We start from the raw sequence: 291 nt of genomic DNA, 5'->3' as shown, positions 1-291 counted from the left end.
TGCGGCCGTCGTCGGTGAGGAACTCCTCGGGTGTGCTGTCCCAGCAGAATTCCACGTTTGACTGCTCGCGCAGGCGCTCGTGGTAGATGGCCGTGGCGCGCAGCTTGTCGCGACGATGCACTAGGTACACCTTGTGGCAGATACGGGACAGGTAGATGACGTCGGCCGCGGCCGTGGTGCCGCCGCCCACTACCACCACGTCCTTATCGCGGAAGAAGTTGCCGTCGCAGGTAGCGCAGTAGGATACGCCGCGGCCGCGCAGCTCCTCTTCGTGGGGCAGCCCCAGCTGGG

General features: G+C 66.0%; 1 protein-coding gene. It reads right to left on the bottom strand.

What is annotated here, in order from left to right:
* Positions 1-291 (bottom strand): NAD-binding protein (locus tag PZH32_RS13585; protein WP_275208786.1); only part of this gene is annotated, 291 nt, incomplete at both ends.

The organism is Adlercreutzia equolifaciens (genome assembly GCF_029076695.1).
Lineage (GTDB): Bacteria > Actinomycetota > Coriobacteriia > Coriobacteriales > Eggerthellaceae > Adlercreutzia > Adlercreutzia equolifaciens_A.
Note: the sequence above shows the minus strand (reverse complement) of the source record. Positions and strands in the feature narration are given on the sequence as shown.